This is a genomic window from Leptolyngbya sp. Cla-17 (assembly GCF_016807185.1).
Taxonomy (GTDB): domain Bacteria; phylum Cyanobacteriota; class Cyanobacteriia; order Leptolyngbyales; family Leptolyngbyaceae; genus ULC077BIN1.
In genome coordinates this window covers 398,431-417,118 of sequence record NZ_JAEVYN010000001.1, presented here as the reverse complement: position 1 = coordinate 417,118, position 18,688 = coordinate 398,431, and the positions used below count along the sequence as shown (strand labels likewise).

Below are 18,688 nucleotides of genomic sequence, written 5' to 3'. Positions count from 1 at the left end.
CGTAATAGCTCCTGCTAAATCTCGTCTAAGCTGTCTAGCAATTCTAAAATTGCGTTCTCTTGCTTGTCTGTTCTCTCAGGCTCGAACTGAGCAACTTGTATAACGCTTCTCAGGGAATTAGATACATAATCGGAGTTTTCTGGTTGATGCAACTCTTCTACGATTCCTTTAATCGGCGGTGGCAGGTTGCTGCGATCGCCCCTAGGTTTACTAATTCCAGCGATAGCAGCTGCAGTCGGTGATATTGGTTCTTGAGGTTTCAGGCTGGACAAACCATAGCGATCGCCAACAACATCCTGTCCTTGCTGCATTGAGCCATTAAGATAGGCGATCGCCGTTCTTTGAAAAGATGCAGTACTACTGTGCTTAGGCTGATCAAAAAGGATAGAAGTTGCCTTGTAGATAGCGGTTGACACTAAATCTGAAATATCTCTCGAATTGAGAGGTTGCCCAAAGCTCTCGGGAGTTCGACCCGATCCTAATCGGACAAAGACACGATTAGTTTGAACCGGGATTTCCGGGTGGAATTCCTCGCGCCATTTATCCAGATCGTGGACTAAAAGCTCAGGTAATCGAAATTTTCGACCAGATGCTTTTGTTGTGGTATGCAAATAGATCGAGTATCCTTCAGAATCTCGAATGAGCGATCGCTCCCACTCAAGTTCCCGAACCTCTCGTTGGCTGATTGGGCAGTAAGTCAATAGAGCCACAATCAAGTAACGTTCCCAGGACTTCAAAATAGCTGTCTCTGATCTAGTTACCCCTGACGAATGCAGAGGTGCACAGCACTGTTTCAGATAAAAGACAACCTGTTCTAGTTCATCGGGTGCTAACGATGTTTCACTAATGTCTGATCCTGGCGACTGCCTATAGATACTCCTCAGATTTCGAACATATGTTTGTATCGCTTTCTGTTTGCTTTCAAATTGAGACCCCTTGGTTTGAGAGGAGAGGTATCTTGCAATAGCAAGCGTACTATTTGCGACATTTGTAGCCCATCCGTAGCTGTTTCTACGTTCGTGAAAACCCCAGTTAATAAATGCTTTTAGAGTATCGAGCTGGATTAATTGTTTGATGTGGAAATAGCGCAAATCCCTGCACAAAATGTTTTGATGCCATCCTAGAAAGCACAGAATGCTATTTCTATATGACTGTGAGGTTGAACCATCAATAGGCTCTTCAGTCAGTCCAAGATTCCAGGAATTAGTCCAAAAGTTTTGCAGTTGCTCAAGTTGCTGTTTGAGTTTCTCTGTTAGCTCCTTTTCTTTGAGAGCATAGGGTTCTACATTTGCATATTTTCCTCCCCTCCGTGCCTTAGAAAGTGTCTGACCGCTGTAGATTTGAGGGGTTTGATTTCGAGAGGGACTGTCGACCAGTACACTAGCAGAGGGTTTTACGGGAGGTGCTGTTTTCCAGTCTTGGTCATATATCCAATTAAGGAATCTCAGCAACGTTGAGCGGTAATTTTTAAGCGTGACTGGAGCAATATTTTGAGCGTGAAGGTGCTTTTGGCTATTAAAATCCTCTAGAAATTGGGGTGCATCTCGCAAAAACTTGTCTAAAGAAACCTGATCTAAGCTATTTTCCAAATCACTTCGAAGGTCAGCTGTTGAAAAGTTGTAGACAGGCAAGATGTATCGCCTAAGTATTGTTCGTAAATTGTCAATCAACCTAGGTGAATTCTTGGCTACTTCAGTCTCTCTATATTGTTGATAGACATCCAAGACCGTTTTAGGTTGCATCTCAAAAAGCCGTTAACCTTCTCTGACTGGGTCTGAATGATTACTGATTTGAGTTTAGCTTATCCAATTGGTCTACTTCTTCTACTGTACGATCGCTTCTGCATCTTCAGCTAAGATTTCTCCAAGAGCATTTTGTGACTCAAAGTAGGTCATCTTGCTTGATTTGACCGATCGCCCCTCCTCTGCATCAACTCCCATCCCCTTTTTCCCTCCTGCCCAATCGCCCATTCTCAATCCAAGCGATCATCGCCCCTCCTTTTCACCCACGGAGATCGCCCTTTTTACCCCTGCCCGATCGCCTACTTTTGATCCAAGCGATCGCCCTTGCAGGTTTCTCAACAGATGATCGCCATCCTCTCCTCGATCACACTATGCTTTGGGTGGGACTTGCTGAATTAGCTCCCGCGAATTCAGTTCACAAGACAAGCGATCACACTACTCACGAAGATGCTGGTACAAGTTTTTCCGATGCATTTTCAACATTGGAGGGCATTGGACCTGAGATAGTCCAATGTTGTCTGAGATGGGAAATATCCTCAGCTCTAGTGCCTATATGGCTGTCATCGTACCAAGTATCCCAAGATAAAATTGCATTACTTATGTCACTTATGCCCGTTAGCATGGCTCGGATTCCTCTCATGGTTTCCCTTTGCTCTCCACAAAGTCGGCATGGACTAAAATTGATATGAAGCTCAATTTTTGAAATACGACTCGTCCAAGCTGCTCGGTTTTGCAAAAACTCCTTTAACCGAACTTCTGCATGGGAAGAGTTATCGGTAGTTCTCCCTCTAATTCGCCCACCTCCACTAAAGGTTCGTAGAAGAATCTCGTTTGCTCCTTCCTGGGGTCTTGCTACGATTAATGAGGTTACAACAGGCTGGGCACCCCGACGTTCACGATAGCCTTGACCAATAACAGGCATTTGAGCTTGTTTTTTGAGGAATTCCTCCACTGTAGCAGCCCCCTGCGGACGTTCTCGTGCATCTTCCCAACGCGACTCTGAAATGTCTAGACCTTCGCGGGGATTGGCAATTGTGATTCGGGCAGTCATAGAAGCTGCATAATTCTCCCCAGCTCGATCAGGGGTCATGAGATCAAGTACTTTCTTCTCCGGACTTGCAGCGGCATAGAGAGCGAATTCACCTGCATCATTTCTGCGAAGGGCAAGAGAACTCAATCCTTGAGATCGGAATTGATTAAGAACCCGTGTGCCAATTGCTTCAATTTCTTCCTGAGATTTACCCTTTCCAATTTGTTGCTGGACAGCTTGTCCTGCTTGATCCTTAACATCGCCTGATGCTGCCCCTTCCTGCGAACCAAAACCGAGCGATCGCAACACTGCTCGTCCTAAGTTCATGGCTTGATCCATCAGCCAGTTCAGGGCGCGATCGATTAGTTCGCGGATGCTTCCAATAATTTCAGCAATGCGTTCGCCTAGATTGCCTAAGCCCACCTGATTCGCCAGGAAGCCGATCGCCACGGGTAAACTTTGAGCCAGCGTATTCTCTAAGAACTGGGCTGCGCCCTCGATGCTGCCTCTGGCAATTTCAGCCACAGTAGAAACAAAGGAGTTGACGATTTCGAGGATTTGGCGGAAGTACTCGATCGCCGATTGGATGGCATTGAAGAAGGCGATAAAACTGTTGACGACCGCCATAATGCCCGTTGGGTCGAGCATACTCAGTAATTTTGCTGTGACCTTTTGAATCACTTGGGTCATCACCCAGCTCTCTACCTGCTCCAGTACCGTGCTCCATAGGTTGCTGATCTGCGACTCGATGTATTTCCAGACAGCGGCGATGCCTTGCTCCTGCACATCTTTCACGAAAGTCCAGATGCCGGTTAGTCGGTCAATCGCCCCACGAATGCGGGTGACGTTTTCTTGTCCAATCCGTTCACCCAGTTTTTCCCACAGGCGATCGACGGTGAGTCCCAGGATCTGAAGCACCAGATCGAGAATGGAGCCGAGGCTAAGGTCAGCCGGAGGATGAATCCCCGCTGTGCTGAGTTGGCCAAAGAGCCAGTTCGTTAAACCGTTCAGCAAGTGAGTCAGGATATTGTCAAGGAATTTGTTAAAGCCCAGCTTCACAGCAGCTAAGAGGTTGAGCAAGAAACCGACTGGGTCACGCTGAATGTCATCGATCGCTTGCATAGCATTGGCAATGATGCTGCCAATCAAGTCGGTGGGAAAGTTCATCAGCTTCAGCGCCAATTCCAGCACCACCTTGATCACTTCAATCACAAAAGTGAACAGGCGACTAAGCGGCTCCTCAAACTTCGTCAGAATGCGGATAAAGGCATCGATCGGATGGAGCAAATCCTCGATGGTGAAAGAATTCCAGATGTCGATGAAAAGCTGCTGCACAAATGGCCAGGTAATGCCCAAGGTGGTCATGGCTGTTTCAATCCGCTGAGCCGCCTCAGGAATCACCCCAGTTTCTTGCATTTGCTGGAACTGCTGCTCACCATTGGGCATCAGGCTCATAAAGCCCCGAATCAGGTTGGTGGCATTGCGGGGCACCTCCTCTTGAGTAAACGGATCTTTGCCCAGCAGCACCGTCAGCAACGGATAACCCGGAACTCCTCTGGCATGGTCGCGCAACAAACCCAACAGCACATGCTTGATCAGCTCTAACACCTTTGCTGCCACGGTGATGGCAAAGGTTCCAACTCTGACCAGGAAGCCACCGGCTCGACTGACCAGACTTTGCAAGTTGGTTCTGAGTTGGGGCAGATTCTCAGGCTGAATCGCATTCCAGGCTTCTGTAAACAATCCTCGCAATTCACCCAGCAAAGACATGAACGTGCCAATCTGGGTATCAATCCAGGCAGCCGTTTCTTCCAGCGTGCCCCGCGATCGCATTTGCTCCAGTTCTTGCTCTTTACCGATGAGGCGAAGGAAGTCCTCTAGAATTTCAACGGTAGTTGCGTTAACAGGCTGATCTCTGAGGGGGTCGTGATGCAGAATCTTTTTAATCAGTGCCCAGGCTCGATTTTCCGCCAGCAATCCTTCCGCAACCCCAACGACCGCTTCTTTAATCAACTCGATAATGTGGTTAACCAGGGACGTGGCAAAGGCTACAACATCGTTATAAAGCCCACCAAAATGGCGACGCAGAACGGCCAGGTTGTAGTCAAACCCTTCAGCCAACCGCACATCAGTCCACGCAGCATTCAGGGTGCGCTCAATCCGTTCGACGGAGAGATCTAGGCGGTTGAGTTCACCCTTTACCCAAGTAAAGGCCGATTGCAAAATGCCGTGCTCTTGCAGTTTGTCAAATACATAGGTGCCGAAGGGCACCAAACCCATCAGTCCAGCCAACAGGTTTGTGGCGTTGCGGGCAACATCTTCGCCCTTTAGGGGGTTAAAACCGATAATGACGGTAAATAGGGTGTAGCCAGGAATCTGGCGAGCGTAGTCATCCAGTTCACTTAAGACGATGCTAGGTAAGAGCCGTTGGATAGAAGGTGGGGAGCTGGAGTGAATCGGTGAGTGTCCCTGGTCTAGAGGCTGCCGTTGAATCGGAGCCGCTCCCTGCTGCACCACATGGGTTGATTCATGCGCCATCAGCCCCAGGTTGCTGCTCGACTCCGCCCGATTCAGGAAAATATTATTGCCGTGGGTAAAGGCGCGGGCGTTGAGGCTAGCAGCGGCACGCTGGGCGCTGGGGCCTGTGTGCACTCGCACCCCACTGAGATTAGCGCCCACATGGGGTTCTACCCGGTGCCGCACACTGCTGGGTAGGGGAGAACCAGAGCCAGGGTTGTGAATGGTGCTGACAGTGCTGGTGGAAACTCTAGGACTGCCGTCGCCTTTGCGCTGGACGGGCACTTCCTCGGTGGCCAGCCGCTGGATCTTATCTTCGGGGAGCGATTGCCGCTGGACGGTTTCTTCCTTCGGTGCTGTTTGTCGTTGCACCGCATTCTCTTCTGTTGGGGCCGCTGCCATGCGCTGAATACTAGCCCGGTTATCATCCGGCTGGGGCAGAGGAACCGGGGTACGCATCACCGCGCTGGCAACGGTGTCGGCTTCTTGCTCGAATTTATCGCCCGGTTGGTTGACGGTTAATTTGGGCTGCACGAGGGGCGATCGCATCGCTAAGGGAGAAATTGGCAGGCGTGACGGCTTAGAGGAGTCATGCTGCCCAGCATGGCTTTCGTTTGTCTTGCGGCGTTTGGTGCGTTCTGCCAAATGTACCATTGCTGAGAATCTCGCTAGTGCAGAGGCGATACCGCCCCCATCTTGGTGTATTCCCGGTGAATGCCCTCGGTGAGAAACTCATCGTTGAGCGGCGAAGCATGCTGAAAAGCCAGCAGAGAAGCATGGAGTACCCCATTGCGAATTTGTCCGCCGGTGAGTTCGCATCGCAGCGATACGCGATGGAGCAATGCTTGACTCACTTGATGCTGGGCTGGTAAGTGGAGCTGCCACAGGCTCTGGCGCTGCCCAGCATCAGGTAGACCAAACTCAATCAACACATCAATCCGCCGTTGAAAGGCACTATCAATGCGACTGGCTGTATTGGTAGTAATTAAAATGATTCCTTCATACTGCTCCAGCCGCTGGAGTAAGTAATTCGTTTCCAGATTGGCATAGCGATCGGTGGAGCTTTTGACATCGGTACGAGCGGTAAGTAGGGAGTCGCCTTCATCCAGCAGCAAAATGATATCTTGCTCCTCAGCCCGCGCAAATAGGCGGCTGAGGTTACGCTCTGTTTCGCCGATATATTTGCTAACCACCGAGGAAAGATCGACCCGGTAAAGGTCAAGCCCTAACTTGGCGGCAATGATGCGAGCGGCCAAGGTTTTGCCAGTACCGCTGGTGCCGGTAAAGAGCGCCCGCACGCCTCGCGACATGCCCATAAAGCCGTCGCCGAGATGCTCCAGCAGACTTTCTCGGTAGCGGCAGCGAAGGATCAGGTTATCCAGGGCTTGTTGGGTGGTCTTGGACACCACCAGACTGCCTGAAGTCATCTCGGTCGGGATACGGGTCGCCAAGTTTTCCAGGGTTTGCTGGTTGAGCGATTGACTAGCCTCGCGCAAATCTTGGAACTGAATCGAGTCGTGCTGGTTCAACGCGGCATAGGCATGAGCCAACTGCCCGACCTGTTCGATCGCTCCTAGGGTCAGATGATAGTTGCGGCTGACGGTTTCAACAATATCCGTATCCTCTGGCACATGCTCATCAACAACCAGTTGCCATTGCTTTTGACGAGCCGCATAGTCGGGCGGTGATATCTGCAAGGTAATGCAGCCTTCTGCTTGCAGTCCGCTCAAGCTGCCCTCTCGATTCAGCAAAAAGCCCAGCAAGCCATCATAGCCAGCTAGGGGCGGCAGATTAACAATTTCGCCGGGAGCGGGTTCCAGCTCAATCACGGGTAGCGCTCGACGCAGCACCGCTAGGGGACCAACTAACCGGCAGAGTTGTGGTAGGGCGATCGCATCCGGTCGCTGCACATGCACGACATCCATCTTCAAGGAACGCGCGACGGCTCCCAACGCCCACAAGCGTCCACATCCTCGCATTCCACGTAGGACAACGCCCTGGGTCAGATTTCTCTGAACGAGTTCGGGGAGGCGTTCCAGCCGTTCCAGGATATCACCCGGCAACAAGCCCTGGAGATCCTGGAAGGATTTCAGCGAGTTGTACGGATGGTAGAACAGTCGAGCGGTGGGAGTCTGAGCCAGGTGGGGTGAGAAGGCTTCTCCTGCCAGGGCATCCCAAATTACTCCTGGCAGGCTTAACGCTTGGGATGCTCTGGGTTTTTCTGGATAGTGTAGAGTGAGCAACCCGCGCCGCTCTAGGTCTAAGGCAAGCTGCCACCCAGGCGGCTCATGTTGGAGAGCATTAAACCGCATCAAGCTGTCTAAAAGCCCAAGGGTGAGGCGTTGTTCTTCGGGAAAGGGGTGCAAAACGCTGTAGACCGTACCAAACCGAGCATCGACTTCCACTAGGGCGATCAGCAGCAGTACCCGCAGATGGGCGGTGCTTAACCCGGCTTGCTGCAGTCGCACGAGGGGTAAGGTTTCGGTTTGGCTGGCTCGTTCATCCCGCTCAAAGATGGCTTGAAATTTTTGGTCGATCGCAGAGAGAGCCGTCAGCTCCGGAAATCTGACACGAAAGCTCTCAAACACAGGGTCAAGGTAGGGCTTCAGAAAGTTGTATTGCTCTAAAATATCCTCCCCTCCCACCACGCTCAGGTAGGCTGCAACATGGACGATCGTCCGTTGCAGCCAACGCTCGATGTGGATTTTGGGAGTTGGTGCTTCTGCCATTGGCCTGCCTCACTCGTAGTGAAATGCGATCGCCCGAGCCATCTCCGGCACCCAGCCCGGATCGCGATCCAACCCAGCCATCCGCACGTCTAGCCGAATTTGATCCAGAGTGAACACCACATCCACATGGGTGCGGGTGAGGTAGAGGGTGGCTGGTTCCAAAAGATAGCCAGAAAGTGCGTCGGGCTGCTCCAACCGCTCTGCTAGATAGGCATACACCTGCTCCAACGCCATTTCCTGCCATTGAGCAAGCACAGCATCGGGAACAGGCTCCCCCGCCAGCTCGGCCAACAGTCCCCAGACCGGGTCGAGCGGGACTTCTGGTAACAAGGATTGCGCTAGGGCAGAAAGCTGGTGCCAGGGAGTCAGCGTTGGTGTGCGCCCCGGCCAGTTTAGGCCAACGAGAACGTTCACCAGATACCACAGGCCACCCACAGCCGTAGCGACGCCCTGTTCTGCCTCCAGGTTTAAATCAGTGGTGAAAAAGAAGGGAGGGTCGAGGACGGGAACATCCACGGAGGCATCTGGGGCAGAATCAGGCGAAGGGGTAAGGGGTAGGGTTGAGGGAGAGGCTGAAGCCGCATCGGTTGCCTGAGGGCGATCGATGCCCTCAGGCATCGATTGCCCATCGAAAGGCGTGCTTTGAATCGCCACAATTTTGGGTACAGAGGAGCGAGGGACGGTAGGAGCGGGGGGAGACACTGCTTTCGGGGCAGCGGGTTCTGGTAAAGCAGTCGGGGGTTCATCAAGCGGTTGGGGTTGCGTGGATAGTTCAGCGATCGCCGTTGTAGCCTTGGGCAATGTCGTTAAAGCCACGTCGAGAAACTGAGCGGTATGGGGGAGAGTCAGGCAAACCGCAAGCAATGCCTGGGTTTCGAGTGGGAGGGACGGCAGGAAGCGGCGCACCGGAGGCGACAGATAAGGCTGTAGCGCAAGGATGAGGAAAGGGAGGACGGGTGCTGGTGCTGCGAGAGTCGGAAGGGGGCATTGATAGACTTGGAGAACCTGCGCTCGCAGTTGCCTCGCCTGGGTGTCTGTCAGTGCAGCCAGTAAAGTGACCATGCTGGAACTGGGATGACGTAGCAGCAAGGTTAGGGCAGCGGGGAGCCATTGTGCGTCTTCTCGCCAAAGCTGAAACAGCGTCTCAGCGCGGTTGCGCTGGGTATGGGGGCGGAGAGCGGTTTGCCACCACCAGCGATCGCCTGCAATGCCCCGATAAACATCCCAAGCTAAGCAGGCTAACCATTCTGCCGGGTCAGCAAACCAGACGCTATTGGCTGTAGACGATACGGGCGTTTGCGCGGGACGAACGGCGGTGTGCCAGCAATCGTTAAGGGCATTTTGGGCGGCTTGTTCCCAGTCGCGCAGACCACGCCAGAGGTTGTCTGTCAGCAGGCTACCGGGTTGGGGATCGGGCAAGTGGCGAACGACCAAAATAGCCTGGGGTGGCAGATCTGGGTAGAGACACACCCGATTGAGGGCACTGTCGAGCCGTCGCTGCCACTGCTGCCGCTGAGAAAGCGTAGCTATCTCGCCTAAGGTCAACCTGACCCGATTCAAAATGAGAGCATGGGAAACGGCACTGCTCATAGTCATGTTTTAACAGGTAACAGTTCCTCGATCCCTGCGTCCTAACCCAAGCAGTCAGCAGAGAGTCATACACGCTACTTTAAGAAAATGCTTGAGCAACGCCTAAGGTGTATCCAAATTGCTCAAATTGAGCCTAAAAATTAAGGGGAGCAGCATTGTACTCCCCAATTACAGACGCGGGATTCGAACCCTTCCGACCTACGAAACATCTGCCACATTGCTGCGAGCTCAGAAACGCAAGCGACTAATACCAATAGAAGCGACTGCATCTATAAGAATAGCAATGCCCACTCATCAGCAAGGCTGTTGCTAACTATTTTTAACATTGAGAAGACGATCTCCTGCAGTTAGCCTACAAAGTTATTTTCGATTAGGTGAGGTTCAGGTGTTGATCCCAAATTTGTAACCTGAATACCACCTCCCGAAAAGCTTGCCAGGGCGTTGATACTGGTCAAATGATTTTGACGAATGACAATGCGACGTCCCAAGGTTCCAAAAACCCGTATCCCATCAATAAACAAATTCGCGGTTCCGTTGAAGCGCCTGAGGGTGAGGTAATTATTCTCAATTACTAAACTGCTACAATTTCCGACAAAAACACCATGACGTTTCTGGTTGGTGTTGGGTAGGTTAGGGGAAGAAACATGCACCATGTTACCTGTAATGAAAATATTTTCTGCAATGTCTGGAGCACCCTTACTATTTTCATTGTGACTCAAGCCAATGTGAATTCCTTGTAGTGTATTTTCAATCGTGTTATTGAGAATCCGTACACCGTTAGCGAGGCTACCCCCAATGACAATGCCTTGAAAAGAAGGATTGCCAGAACTTAGGGCAGCTAAACGATTATTCTCAACTTGTACATAGCGAGTATTAACTAGCAAAATCCCAACTTGTCGAGGCCCCATTTCGAGGTTACAGCTATGGACGCGAACGTTGCTAATCGTACTACTTAGCTGATGCTTACCCACCTTCGATGGAGCAACCGTAATGCAGGCAGAGGTTTTAATAGCGTTGCCAACGCATTTGAGCGTAGCATTCTCAACATTAACCTCCTGACAGTCGTAAAAACTGAGGGTTCCTTGCAAACTCTGACGACCTTGTGGCGTTACTGCCAAGCCATTCTCTGCATATAAATCCCGCACTGTCACGCTTTGACAATTCTCAAAACGCAAAGCTGCCTCTGAATTTTGAGCTAGTAAGCGGGTTCCGGTTCCAGCTCCTGTTATCTTAATGTGCCCTTTATTCTTAATCTCAATCGGGCGCGAAAGGATATATGTTCCAGTTTGCAGGCAAATATGAATGTCTTTTAGCCCATTGGCAATTTGTGTCAGACTGGCTTCCCAATTGCTGGGATTCAGGGTATACGTACAGTTTCCTGAGGCAACTAAGGCAAACTGTCCTAGACCAGAGCGCATGAAAACGACATAGGGTTCATTACCTGCTGTGGCTGAAACCGGATAGATAGCAATCTCCTCTGTACCGGGCTTAATTGGGGCAACAGAAAATGACTCGTGGAAAATACGGCGCAATGCTACCGGATCTAGGCTGACCTGATGACGTGTGATGCCTGAGAAGAACGTTTCTAGCTTGAAGCCTGATAAGCCTGTTTTTCCGACAGGTAGGTAACCTGCTGCTGGCAAGTATTCAAAATAATCTACTGCACGAATATTCACGCCATCTTGTTGGCGAATGTCTTCGAGCTGATGTTGGAATTGTAGGAAAAATACCTTGGCCTCAATCATTCGGCGTAAACCCACCATTGCGCTCTGCTGATTTAGCCATGCATCGTTTTCAACACCTTGAAGGCAAGGACGTCGCACTGCCCAAACATCAACAAATTTCACAGTCGGTGGTTGAAACTGAAACAGGGCCAGGGGAACGTCACAGTCTGTCAGGCGTTTGTCAGCGCGAAGGGAATTTAGTAGACCATATTGAACTGGGGCATGAACGGGGTCAGCCGCGAATGGAGTCAATTGATTAGTACCGAAGCAGCGGTGAGCCAGACGACTGCGATCGATTAAGGCAGTGGGAGACGTACTCACAAAGTCTTCATTGGTCAACGGCACCAGCTTGAACTGCACTCCCACTTCCTCGTAGCGGTTGGTGCAGCCGGGTCTGTCTCCATTCAAGCTAGAGTTAGGAGCCATCGTCACCGAGAGGCGGGTGGCGTTGGTAATCGCCAGCAAATAAAACCCGGTAGATACCACTCCCGTTAGCGTCGTTGCCCCTGCGATATCACAGGGCACAAAGGGGGATGTGGCTGTAGCAGTGGGCCGTTCCGTCAGAACGAGTTCGACGGTGGTTGTTTTTCCTGGCAAGTGGAGGGTGTCTCCCCGGCGGTTGATGGCTAAACCGCTGGTAATCTCTAGGGCATTACGGCTGCTGGCAGCGGTCACATTTAGACCATAGACAACGCCCGCGCCGATCGCCTGCCCCAGGTAGCGCGATCGCTTCAGCTCTGCCACCTGCTCATCCCGCAGATCGGTGGCTGTCAGAATCCGTCCGTTGAAAAAGTTTGGGTGCTGAATGCTATCGCTAAAAACCGCTTCTAAAAATTGTGTCTCCATTAGACCTCCCACCTCAGCTCAGCCATCAGTAAATACAACTGCTCCCGCTCCCCGCCATTCAGCTCCGCCTTCGGCACCAGATACACCATCAGGTAGTCAAGTTGATCGGCATTGACCTCCAGCTTCAATGGCTCGCTGCGGTGCAGGTGAAACCTATCCAGCTCCATCCGGGGCATCTCATCGGTCGCGAAATCTGTAGAGGTCAGAGCCGCATCTAGTCGCACAAGTTCGCCAGGATTCAGCGATCGCAACCAGCGCCAGGTAATGCTCCAGCTCACCACCCCTCCGCGCGCTGTGCAGTAGAGATGTAGCAGAGGCGATTGACCGGGAGGCAGGCTAGTCGGTCGCAGGGTGCTAAAGGCCGCTACGCCTCGCCCCCGATTGAATACCACGGCTGGGTAACCGTTCACGGTGCCCGGTACCGCCAGCGGCAGGGTAGGGTCAATGTCTCGTGGAAAAACGGGGGGGGACTGGCGATCGCTAAATAACACCAAATCAATGGGGCGCAGGATTAGCTGATCCAGCCCTGTACCAGGGGTCCCCGGAGTTCCTGGTGTGCCCGGGGTTCCTGGTGTGCCCGGGGTTCCGGTTCCTGGTGCGCCTGGGGTTCCTGGTGCACCAGTTGGACCTGCTGGACCCTGGGGACCAACCCCTCCTGGTCCTTGCAAAATGCCTTGCAGCAGCAGTTCTTGCAGCAGTCGGGTGTGGAGCAGATACGGACGCTGTAGGTTCACCACCTCAATAGGATTAGGGGGGATTTCATCCACAGTGCCGTCTGCCGTTAATGCAAACTGCACCGTTGCCAGCAAAATGCACTGATCTTCCGAGGTTTGGTTGGCTTCGGGCTTGCTGCTCCAGTATTGCAGGATGGTGCGTCGGTAACGAGTCGCGATCGCTCCTGGTACAGTGACAGGGGAGATCGCCTCGATCGCCGTTAATTGATTGGTTTGCACATAGGCATCCAAGGCCGCTGTGAATAAGGCAACCTGGGTCGCGATCTCCGCTTCTGTGGGTGGTGTGGCGATCGTGTCATCAATGCGAATTTTTTCGAGCAGTTTGAGAACAGGATTTTGGAGTTTATCCAGCGTCGGGCGGGTGGTGGTGATCCAATAGCGCAACAGTTCTCGTAATAAATCGCGAGCCTGCACAGCCGGAATTCTGAGGGCACTCAGCCCCGGAATTCTGGCTGGATCATCAAGGCGGTCTCGCAGCGTTTGCACCAGGGTGGCAGTGGCTGCGTCACTCAGGCGGGCAGAGGGGGTGGCATCAATTTCGATTTTGGCAAACAGGTCACCGATTGCCCGCACCTGATCTTCTTCAATTTGTCTGGGTGGTTTGGCCAGTAGCTTGAGCTCAAAGTCATCCCGAATGCGGGTGTATTGGATTACGCCCTCTTGCCCAGAATCCGTGCGACAAGGATTGCCCAGAATGGGTTGGGCACCAGTCTGGCAGGGGTGATAGCAAAGCGTGACATATACTGCTAGAGAGGAACCGGGACCGGCAATTGGTGTGAGTGTATCGCGGTTGGCGGTTGGGGAACCTTGGGCGATCGCCGCAGCCAGCCAGGTATTCAAGTTGGCGCATTGCAGCGCATCCACCAGCACTTCTCGCCCCTGAGTGTCGATCGCAAACCCAGGCAAGACCTGGATTTCTAACTTCTCCCCAGTGCCGTTGGTGCTAACCTCCAGCCCCCACACGGTGCCGTAGCCGTGCAAGCTACGGTTGTGTAAGCGCGCTTTGTGCAGAAAATAGACCTGTTCTTGCTGAAAGTCTTTGACCCCCAGCACTTGGCCCAGAACATAATTCAGTCGCTCGTAGGCATGCAGTTCGCCCAAATCTGGACAGAGATGAAAGGGTTGGGGCATAGAGTTCTCCTCGTTACGGGGGAATAGCAACTACCGATGGATTACAGTGCGATTGGTCAAGGTATAAGGGAAGGTTTCGCCTAGAGCAGCCTCAGCAAGCGCCGACTGCCCCAGACGGAAGGTATCAAACTGACCGCCCCGCCCCAGGACGGTATCAAACCCTAGCCGCACTTCTCCCACCCGAAACAAGGCCCAGTATTGCTTCAGGTCAAAGGCGGTGTGGGCTGGTTTTTCGAGGGCAATGATGCGTTCCACTAGCCGCTGGGTTGAGGCATCAATGGTGGTTGGCAGCATCACGGTAAAGCGATGGGCACGCGCTTTGGCATCTTGCTTCACATCATTCGTTGAGATCAGCGTCGTTTCGGTTGGGTCTCCAGCAGCCACTCCGGGCTGGGTACGGGTCAAAAAGCGCTCCACAATGCGAACCGTGGAGCAGAGCTGGGCGACATCATCCTGAAAGATGCGGGGGCCAAGTTGGGGGTACAGGGTGAGCAGCATCGCTTGCAGTAACCCCAGTTGAGTGCCGCGTCGCTGGAAGAAGTAGGGTGCTTGGGCGATCAGCAACCGCCGCTGATAGTCGCTCCAGCCCGGTTCTAGAGCTAGCCCGATCCAGCTTGCCAGCCACTCCACCGCCTCCGAGGGCACCGTGCGCAAATCCAGCAAGGTTTGCGCTTGGGCAATCAGTCCTTCCAGAGTGGTCAAGCTGCCTTCTGGGTTGGCCAGAAACCGATCCAGAAAGCTCATTGAGGTGGGGTCTTGTTGGTAAACATCGGGCAGATATTCCCGCAGGTAGGAAAAGCGCGGATAATGCACTCGTATTGCCCTCACCATGGGGGTATTGCGGCCATTGCCGCTCAGGGTGAGGCGAATTTGCAGGTAGCGACCCTGAACTTGCTGAAACAACAACTCCCAGGTACCGGTGTGGGGTTTAACCTGGTCTTCCTCACTCCACAGGGATGAGTAGGGAACCTCGGCGGCATGTCGTTGGTAGAGCCTGGGCTGGGTTTGCCAAGCGTCCCAAACGAGATCGCCCTGAGCATCGGCGGCGCGGGTTTCAACCTCTAACTGGGTTTCGGGGGGAATGCAGGCATCCACACAGAGACGGTGCCAGAGACAATTGGGGTCGCGCCCATCCATGACTGGCAGCAGTAAGGTGGCGGTCTTTTCATAGCGTCGCTGGGGTAGAGCTTTGATGGGCAACCAGCGATCGCCCGCCTGGTGGTAATACACATCTCCCAAGTCCCACACGGCAACCAACGCGACAGACCCATAACTAGGCGGTGAAACAGGATACTGTTTTTTGTAACTGCGAAGGGGGAAATACTGACGTTCGAGCTTCAGCGTGAGAGGAGTGAGGGAATCTACCCGTAGAGCATAGGCTTGATTGCCAGAAAAATCAGTAACAAACAAAATCCCAGTGGGAAGAAACCCTCCCTGAGCATCCCGATTCGGCAGGTAGGCAATGTCGTAACCTTCAATTCTGCCCAGAGTTAAATCATCGGTACCCGCTTCTATCAGATTGATGGTTGTCAGCACCACGGATTGGGATACAGCTCCATCCTTGCTGTAGTGACATAAAACGGAAGCAGTGTCCGGAGCCTGCTGAACCAGTATCCAGAACGAGCCATCGGGGAGCGGTGCAATCGCCATCGGATCGGTGGTATCCAGGGCGATCGCCTCTGCGGTTGGAACTGCCTGCTCATATCGAGGCTGACCCTGTCTCGGTTGAAAAAGGGTTAAAGTTCCTGGCACTTCAGCAGGCATGGGCAGCAACCTTAGAGAGGGATTGAGTCGCCAGACCTGTCGATTCATTCGGTCTAGCACCAGCAGTCCCCCATCGGCTAAAGCTGCCAGATCAAACCGACTTAGGAGACGCGGGTCATCTGGAGAGGCAGGAGGCAAGGGCAACGGTACTCGCAGGAACCCATTATCGAAGGCATAGAGGTCAAACACCAGCAGACTGTTTGTGGTCGGAGACCCCACCACTAGATAGCCCTCCTGCATAACCGCCAGTCCAGACAGAGGTTCAAGCGTCGAGGGCGGGGTTGGCACAGCAGGGCGAAAATTGCCGGTTGTGGGGGGGCAGGGGGCAGGGGGCTGAGGGAACAGTATTTCAGCCTTCGTCGCGTGAGCCCAAAGGACTCTGACTTGCGTTCCCGTTTCATCCAGCCAGTACCAATGTCCATAGGAGTCGCGATCGCTATCCCGTCGATTGTTTGCAGACAGCGAGCTACCAGCAGCCCCTTGCTGTCGAAACGCAAATACTTCGGACTGGAGGTGCAGCACCTGGTGGGTGTCGTCGTATTCCCACTGGCGGTTGCCCAGCGGGGTTTTCTCTGGGTCAATTTGGCTGCGTTGCCAGTCGGCATAACCCAGAAGCAGATGATAGCGAGTGCCGTTCACGTCCTTCATGGGTTAGCACCGTTCAGGTAAGACAGGAATCGGAGTCCACTGCGTTCCATCGAGGGGCAGTGCTGGGGGAGCATTCCGCAGTTGTTCTAATGGGATCGGTGGCCCCTCGGTGACCGAGACACCGATCAAACGAGGCAGCATCAGCCCAGAAATAGCGATCGTGGCTACGTTATTAGCGGTTGCAGAACCCAGCAGCAGTGGATTGTTGACCAGACGCACCCCGGCAACCCTCGCCACGATCGCCTCCAGTTCTTGGGGCAGCACAGACACACCCAAGGACCAACCCGTCTGTTGCTGCCCGCCATAGAGGGGCGATAAAAAGCGATACAACGCTTGCTTCACGGCCTCTCGCACTGGGCCAGTGGCATAACCCCCAAGGATCTCAATGCTAACGGACACCCAAACATCGACATATTGGGGACCGCGCACATGCAGTTCTGTGGTCACCAAGCGCCGAGGCTGGAGGTGGTTACACACAGACTCTAGAAAGAATTGGTCGGGCTGAGGATTATCCGTAGTGGGGCTGGCTGGCACAACCAGCACCGTCACCACACCGGGAATTTCACCCGACCCAGGATTGGCTGGGTCGAACAAAGGCAGCACCTCCACCCGACCCAGATCCACTCCCGGTGTTTGCCAGGTAATGTCCTTAAAGTCCTGCACTGACACGAGGCGATCGCGATGCTGCACAAAGCGGGATACTCCCCGCTCCGCACTAGCCGTATCCTGGGCATCATCCCCACCCCAAGTGCGGATCGGGTTGGTGACTTTGTAACCTGCAGGTAGCTGAGGGCTGCGGTTGATGGAGCCTAGACCTAGATTGCCCTGCCGTCCACCCCCAAAGGCGTAGCTAGCAACAATCCGCTGGGTGGGGCGAGTCCCATGGGCACCATCGCCAAAGCAAAGGTCACCCGATTCCGGATCCAATGTGAAAACTTTGGTGCGGGGTGACGCCTTTACTCCCGCCATGGCTTCTGACTGGTAGATGGGCAAGCGGGGAGCCTGCACCGGCACCTCCGAATCGGCAGCCAGCAGATCGTTAACCCGTTGCCAAGGTTCATTTCCCACTGTCAGTACCAGCGAGTCGGGCAAGACCGGCGTATTCGCCAGCCGAAAGCACTGATCCGGTTCGCCTGTGCCAGAACCTACCACTTCTCCCGTGACCAGTATTTTTTGCTGCACTTGAGTCGCATTGATACCGACCCAACTCAGGCGAACCTTCGCTGATTGGTTAGTAGGCTGTTTGTCAAGGCGCAGACGAATCCAGGTAATCAGGCGATCTCCCAGGTTAGTATCCGCTAACGAAGGGGGATATTCGCCTGTACCCTCTAATCCTGGCTCTAATGCGGCAAAGTTCCAGCCGGTGAGTTCGTCTACACTGGTGGGCAGTTTCAGTTCTACCATCCCCGGAGCATTGAGGAACGACCCATTGCTCCGAGACTCTAACAGACGATAGGTAGGTGTGCTCGTGGTCGCATCGACAATTTCCCACCGCACGGGTGGAGCCTGAGCCTCCGTCCGCTGGGTCTGTCCAGCGGTAACGCTTACCTCGTCATCATCTAAGCGGGGCATAATGCCGAGGGTGAGGGTTTTGCCTGTTAGGTGCGATCGCACCGCTGCCAACTCATTTGCAGTACGTGCTAGCAAGGCAATCCACAAGCAGCCGTCTACGGTCGTGTCGGGTTCGGCCAAATCTAGGACGGGCAGACTGCCATCGGTTGCGGGTTGAGGCATGGTCGCCGTTTCATAAAAGGCAGGCACTCCTTCCCCCAATAAATCGGCATAGAGTTGGCGATACAGCGTGTCTTGTTCGGGGGTGGTCCTGATGGGACGCTTATAGAAAAGTTGGGCGGCGATCGGCAGCACATCTAGCCCTTGCGTCGTCCGAAATCTCACCTGCCCTGCCCGCACATCCAGCCCTGCATCAAAGGTGCGGCTTGCCAAGGGACCCCGCTCATTGGTCAGTGTGACAAAGCCCTGGGCGGTCGCAGCAGGGGCCAAGGGAATGCCCAGCAACTGCAAAAACTTCAACCGATTACGCTCGGGAATCTGGTTTGCCCGGTAGAGAATGCTCTCGGTCATGAAGGCAAACAACTGGATGATTGTGACCCCTGGATCACTATCGTTGAAGTTTGTCCACTCTGGGTTATGCACCGGAATGCGTGCTAGGGCATCCCGCAGAATGTCAGCGTAGTTGCGATCGTCTAGGGGGGGAATGTTGATGGGCATGGGG

At 53.4% G+C, this 18,688-nt stretch carries 9 protein-coding genes; 1 reads left to right on the top strand and 8 read right to left on the bottom strand.

Annotated elements, in window-relative coordinates:
• Positions 1-14: 14 nt before the first annotated feature.
• Positions 15-1,742 (bottom strand): hypothetical protein, encoded by a 1,728-nt coding sequence (locus tag JOY44_RS02040; protein WP_203031920.1) that lies wholly within the window; start codon positions 1,740-1,742, stop codon positions 15-17.
• A gap of 154 nt (positions 1,743-1,896) precedes the next feature.
• Here JOY44_RS02040 and JOY44_RS02035 point away from each other — a divergent pair, with 154 nt between their 5' ends.
• Complete coding sequence (locus JOY44_RS02035; protein ID WP_203031919.1) at positions 1,897-2,088, top strand: hypothetical protein; 192 nt, start codon at positions 1,897-1,899, stop codon at positions 2,086-2,088.
• Positions 2,089-2,181: 93 nt separating this feature from the next.
• Here the strand turns inward: JOY44_RS02035 and JOY44_RS02030 are convergent, their stop codons facing one another.
• The 7 genes from JOY44_RS02030 to JOY44_RS02000 form a co-directional block, all read right to left on the bottom strand.
• A complete protein-coding gene (locus JOY44_RS02030; RefSeq protein ID WP_171572089.1) occupies positions 2,182-5,943 on the bottom strand; it encodes an eCIS core domain-containing protein in 3,762 nt (1,253 codons plus the stop codon).
• Between the two features lie 14 nt (positions 5,944-5,957).
• A complete protein-coding gene (locus JOY44_RS02025; RefSeq protein WP_203031918.1) occupies positions 5,958-8,018 on the bottom strand; it encodes an ATP-binding protein in 2,061 nt (686 codons plus the stop codon).
• Positions 8,019-8,027: 9 nt separating this feature from the next.
• Positions 8,028-9,608, bottom strand: coding sequence for a hypothetical protein (locus JOY44_RS02020; RefSeq protein WP_171572087.1), 1,581 nt, complete (start codon positions 9,606-9,608; stop codon positions 8,028-8,030).
• 347 nt (positions 9,609-9,955) lie between these two features.
• Positions 9,956-12,178 (bottom strand): right-handed parallel beta-helix repeat-containing protein, encoded by a 2,223-nt coding sequence (locus JOY44_RS02015; protein ID WP_171572086.1) that lies wholly within the window; start codon positions 12,176-12,178, stop codon positions 9,956-9,958.
• The gene (locus JOY44_RS02010; protein WP_171571751.1) at positions 12,178-14,043 is read right to left on the bottom strand and encodes a hypothetical protein; all 1,866 of its coding nucleotides are present in this window, start codon (positions 14,041-14,043) and stop codon (positions 12,178-12,180) included. Before JOY44_RS02010 ends, JOY44_RS02015 begins: the two co-directional genes overlap by 1 nt.
• Positions 14,044-14,073: 30 nt before the next feature.
• Positions 14,074-16,455, bottom strand: a complete 2,382-nt coding sequence (locus JOY44_RS02005) for a phage tail protein (protein WP_171572085.1) — start codon at positions 16,453-16,455, stop codon at positions 14,074-14,076.
• A 3-nt stretch (positions 16,456-16,458) separates the two neighbouring features.
• The gene (locus JOY44_RS02000; RefSeq protein WP_171572084.1) at positions 16,459-18,684 is read right to left on the bottom strand and encodes a baseplate J/gp47 family protein; all 2,226 of its coding nucleotides are present in this window, start codon (positions 18,682-18,684) and stop codon (positions 16,459-16,461) included.
• Positions 18,685-18,688: the final 4 nt, after the last annotated feature.

Coding starts and splice junctions, on each gene's coding strand:
- JOY44_RS02040 (WP_203031920.1), bottom strand. CDS start 1,742: ATGCAACCTAAAACGGTCTTGGATGTCTATCAACAATATAGAGAGACT.
- JOY44_RS02030 (WP_171572089.1), bottom strand. CDS start 5,943: ATGGTACATTTGGCAGAACGCACCAAACGCCGCAAGACAAACGAAAGC.
- JOY44_RS02025 (WP_203031918.1), bottom strand. CDS start 8,018: ATGGCAGAAGCACCAACTCCCAAAATCCACATCGAGCGTTGGCTGCAA.
- JOY44_RS02020 (WP_171572087.1), bottom strand. CDS start 9,608: ATGAGCAGTGCCGTTTCCCATGCTCTCATTTTGAATCGGGTCAGGTTG.
- JOY44_RS02015 (WP_171572086.1), bottom strand. CDS start 12,178: ATGGAGACACAATTTTTAGAAGCGGTTTTTAGCGATAGCATTCAGCAC.
- JOY44_RS02010 (WP_171571751.1), bottom strand. CDS start 14,043: ATGCCCCAACCCTTTCATCTCTGTCCAGATTTGGGCGAACTGCATGCC.
- JOY44_RS02005 (WP_171572085.1), bottom strand. CDS start 16,455: ATGAAGGACGTGAACGGCACTCGCTATCATCTGCTTCTGGGTTATGCC.
- JOY44_RS02000 (WP_171572084.1), bottom strand. CDS start 18,684: ATGCCCATCAACATTCCCCCCCTAGACGATCGCAACTACGCTGACATT.